Raw genomic sequence first — 3,463 nt, 5'->3', positions numbered from 1 at the left:
ATTAGAGAAGATGCAAGGGTGATGCAAGGGTGATGCAAGGGTTTTAAGAGATTCTAGCAGATTTAAGTGCATTTGGGAAGCTCTCAATCAAGCTAAAAGCCCTTTCCTGTAAGGTTTTTACCATTATTCAGCAAACCCTAGTTAGTTTCACAACCAGGAAACCAACTAAATGGCCTTGCGTCCCAACACTTCCCACCTAGTCCCGCCTAGTCCCCTTGGCAAATGTTTGAGTTCTCACGCAGCTGCTAACCTACATTTGGAGTCTCAGGGGTTTATTTTGAGATTGAGTCTCCGGCTGATCGGTTCTTTTCTCCCATAACCCGGGTTGGGTAACACGCGGGTTAGAATGACAATTTGGTATCACCTTTGTACCGTTATGGTTTGAACTGGTTATTCAGTGTAGGATCAACCACCCGCTAAAAATCCCTTTTTTGTCGGGAAAAAATCGAGCAGCGACCCCGAAATAGTGGTAATAGTATTGAAGGAGTGGTTTTAAAAGTGATGATATGACTGACCAGAATGGCGTGTTAGTAGAAGAACAAAGCGAGGATATTACCCGTAAGATGAGTCAATTAGCCACCGAGTCGCCGAAAAATCAATTACAGATTCTGACACAATTAGCCGGGGCCGGAGAAGGTGGCCTAACCGTATTGAGAGATTTTTTATTAGCCCAGCACCCCACTCCTGTTAATCTGGTGACAGGTAAGGCCTATCAATTGCTCTATCAAGATAATAGCGATCAAAGCAAGGAATTTTTAGCTAATTATTTCCCCACGGGTGTGGTTCCCCTCGATAGTGCTAAAGGTATCGATTATCGACTTTTACAGGAATTATTGGCTAAACAGGATTTTCAAACTGCCGATAGTCTCACCCGTCAAAAACTCTGTGAATTAGCAGGAGAAGGGGCAATACAGAGGAAATGGGTCTATTTTACGGAAGTGGAAGCTTTCCCCGGTGTAGATATTCAGACTATTGATAATCTTTGGTTAGTTCATTCGGAAGGAAAATTCGGTTGGTCGGTGCAGCGCAAATTATGGATCGGTGTCGGTCAAGATTTCCCGAAACTCTGGCCGAAAATTGGCTGGAAAAATGGCAATAATTGGACAAAATACCCCCAAGAATTTATCTGGGATTTAAGCGCTCCCGTGGGCCATTTACCCCTGTTAAATCAACTGCGCGGGGTGAGAGTGGCCGCCTCTTTATTCTCCCATCCCGTCTGGAGTGAAAAATAGATTGAGAGCATTCGGCCCCCCAGTATATCAGATTTCTACATTTTCGGGACAATTTCCTCTAAGGCCGCTTCTAGATTAGGATAACGATAGTCAAAACCGATCGCTTCTGTGGCTTTTGGCAGCACTTCTTGACCTTCTAAGACGATTTTTGCCCCTTCTCCCAAAAGGATTTCGAGGGCAAAATCTGGCACTGGCAACCAAGAAGGACGATTCATTACTTCCCCTAAAATCTGACAGAATTCTTTCATCCGGACGGGATTGGGTGCAGTAGCGTTGAAAGTGCCGTTGATTTCCGGGCGATCGAGACAATAGATGATTAAATTAATTAAATCATCCCGATGAATCCAAGAAAACCACTGACGACCGCTGCCAATCGGACCGCCGGCAAAAAGTTTGAAGGGTGGGATCATTTTCCCTAAAGCACCCCCATTGCCTAAAACAATACCCGTGCGAAGAATAACTAAACGAGTGCCGTAATCTTTAACTTTTTGGGCGGCTGTTTCCCACTTTTTACAGACATCTGCCAGAAAATCGCCCCCGGGAGGGCTATTTTCGTCAAAACTAGCGGTTTCACTGGTTCCATAGTAACCGATCGCCGAGGAGTTAATTAAAACTTTCGGTTTCTGGGGTGCTAAGGCGATCGCCTCGACAATTTTCTCGGTGCCGATTTGCCGACTAGCGACGATTGCCTGTTTTGTTTCACTGGTCCAGCGTTCCGAAATCGGTTCTCCCGCTAGATTAATCACCGCGTCACATCCAGAAATCTCTTTTTGCCAATCCCCCGATTCTGTGGCGATATAAGGAATAATCTCTATCTTAGGATAGATTGACTTTGGGTAAATTCTCCTGGTTTTATCGGGATTGCGCGTCAAAATTAGGATTTCATCGCCGCGATCATAGAGTTTGACCACCAATCGACTACCCACAAATCCCGTCGCCCCAGTAATCGCTATTTTCATGGTTTCTTGACTAAATTTATCCTTATTTTAGCTCGTTTTTAACTATTAGTATTCAGTATTCAGTCCCGATGAAAAAATTTTCACCACCACAGATGAAAGAGGTTTCCTTCCCTACACCCCACACCCTACACCCCACACCCTACACCCTCTTTCTAGTCAGGAGATTATTTTTATTTATTCTCCCCACTCCCCAATTCATAATTCATAATTCATAATTCCCACACCCCATCACCCCACTTCTCACTTATCCTGATACCCCATCCCGTTGGCTGCCGCGTAACGATTCATAAAGCGCAGAAAACGCTCCCAGTGTTCATCGGTGATTTCAAAACCACATTCTACCCGTTGAATTTCATCTCCTTCATCTCCTCCAAAAATAAACTTAGTCGAGTTGGGAATAACTATAATCACTCCTTCCTCATCGGTGAGACGGAGATCGCCGTAGGTACGGGTGGTGAAACTTTGGAAACGTTCGATCGCTTTCAGGGTTTTAAAAGTCATCAGGACATTGCGAATCCCGGTACTTTTATTTTTGCGGAGACTAACACCGCTTAATTCTTCTGATAAACCGACAAAAAACTCGATCGTGGGAGTGGTCATAGGTGTGGGCGTAAAATTTTAGTTATTGATTTTCTCTTAATTACTTTTCATGGGAAAAAGTAGTTCATGACTACTAATAAAGTAACCATGAACCGAAAAACAAGCTATTCCGCTTCTCCACCTTGGATTTTGAGGAGGAGAAAACCCCAAGCTAATCCGACGAGGACGAGAACGATCGCCACGATCGCCCCATTAAATAACATACTTTCTGCGGTCATGGTGATTGCTCCTGAGCCTACAATAATCGATCAATAGATCAATGGTATTTTAACCTACGAAGGCGATCGACTGCTGCCGGACTAGGGCAAAATTGAGGGAGAAAATCGGCCAATAACTTTGAGAGCCTTCCTAGTATATATGTTCTAGCAGTCCTGCTCCTCTCCTCAAGGAAGAGAGAGAAGGAGTTCGAGCATTTGTACTAAAAATCCCGATAGGCAGTTTCAATGCAGTACAGCTTACCAGATATTTTTAATACTATCTTTATATTTGCTGTCGCCACTTTGTGTTAATGTTTTATCTGCTTAATTCTCTACTTATACTAGAAAAATTAAGTATTGATAACTATTGGTGATGACTGGTAAAAAATCATTTATGCTCAAGATCAAGTTAATACTATTTTTAGGTTTGTTGCTGCTGAGTTGTCAATCGACTAATCTCAATGGTAATAATAGT

General features: G+C 43.3%; 4 protein-coding genes. 1 reads left to right on the top strand and 3 read right to left on the bottom strand.

Annotated features, from left to right (window positions below; translation table 11 throughout):
- Positions 1-506 precede the first annotated feature (506 nt).
- Positions 507-1,232 (top strand): GUN4 domain-containing protein, encoded by a 726-nt coding sequence (locus PX484_RS04585; RefSeq protein ID WP_287669782.1) that lies wholly within the window; start codon positions 507-509, stop codon positions 1,230-1,232.
- A 35-nt stretch (positions 1,233-1,267) separates the two neighbouring features.
- Here PX484_RS04585 and thyD read toward each other — a convergent pair whose 3' ends face one another.
- From thyD to petM, 3 genes are all read right to left on the bottom strand, one after another.
- A complete protein-coding gene (gene thyD / locus PX484_RS04580) occupies positions 1,268-2,191 on the bottom strand; it encodes a thylakoid membrane protein ThyD (RefSeq protein ID WP_287768452.1) in 924 nt (307 codons plus the stop codon).
- A 240-nt stretch (positions 2,192-2,431) separates the two neighbouring features.
- Positions 2,432-2,791 (bottom strand): photosystem II reaction center protein Psb28, encoded by a 360-nt coding sequence (psb28, locus tag PX484_RS04575; RefSeq protein ID WP_002757021.1) that lies wholly within the window; start codon positions 2,789-2,791, stop codon positions 2,432-2,434.
- Positions 2,792-2,895: 104 nt separating this feature from the next.
- Positions 2,896-3,009, bottom strand: a complete 114-nt coding sequence (petM, locus tag PX484_RS04570; RefSeq protein ID WP_012265655.1) for a cytochrome b6-f complex subunit PetM — start codon at positions 3,007-3,009, stop codon at positions 2,896-2,898.
- Positions 3,010-3,463: the final 454 nt, after the last annotated feature.

The organism is Microcystis sp. M49636_WE2 (assembly GCF_030065375.1).
GTDB lineage: Bacteria > Cyanobacteriota > Cyanobacteriia > Cyanobacteriales > Microcystaceae > Microcystis > Microcystis aeruginosa_C.
The sequence above is the reverse complement of the archived record's forward strand: the minus strand, read 5'-3'. Positions and strand labels throughout refer to the sequence as shown.